The sequence below is a fragment of the Acidovorax sp. SRB_24 genome (genome assembly GCF_012931925.1).
On sequence record NZ_MWOM01000305.1, the window covers coordinates 1 to 313 of the forward strand.

3 tRNA genes are annotated in these 313 nt (G+C 57.5%); all 3 read left to right on the forward strand.

From position 1 onward, the window contains the following. The 3 genes from B2J89_RS22045 (at position 1) to B2J89_RS22055 (ending at position 313) form a co-directional block, all read left to right on the forward strand. Positions 1-76: transfer RNA gene (locus B2J89_RS22045), tRNA-Ala, on the forward strand. A gap of 33 nt (positions 77-109) precedes the next feature. Next, a tRNA-Glu gene (locus B2J89_RS22050) sits at positions 110-185 on the forward strand. Positions 186-236: 51 nt separating this feature from the next. Continuing rightward, positions 237-313, forward strand: a tRNA-Asp gene (locus B2J89_RS22055).

Sequence of the window (313 nt, forward strand, 5' to 3'; positions counted from 1 at the left end):
GGGGGTATAGCTCAGCTGGGAGAGCGCTTGCATGGCATGCAAGAGGTCATCGGTTCGATCCCGTTTACCTCCACCAGGTTTTTGTTGTTGTCGGTTGTTCCAAGGTTTTGACCCCATCGTCTAGAGGCCTAGGACACTACCCTTTCACGGTAGGTACCGGGGTTCGAATCCCCGTGGGGTCGCCAAGTTGTAGCGCTTGGCTTGCGTCTTGAATGCAAGCGAAAAGCTGCCTGCCAGGAGTGGTAGTTCAGTTGGTTAGAATACCGGCCTGTCACGCCGGGGGTCGCGGGTTCGAGTCCCGTCCACTCCGCCA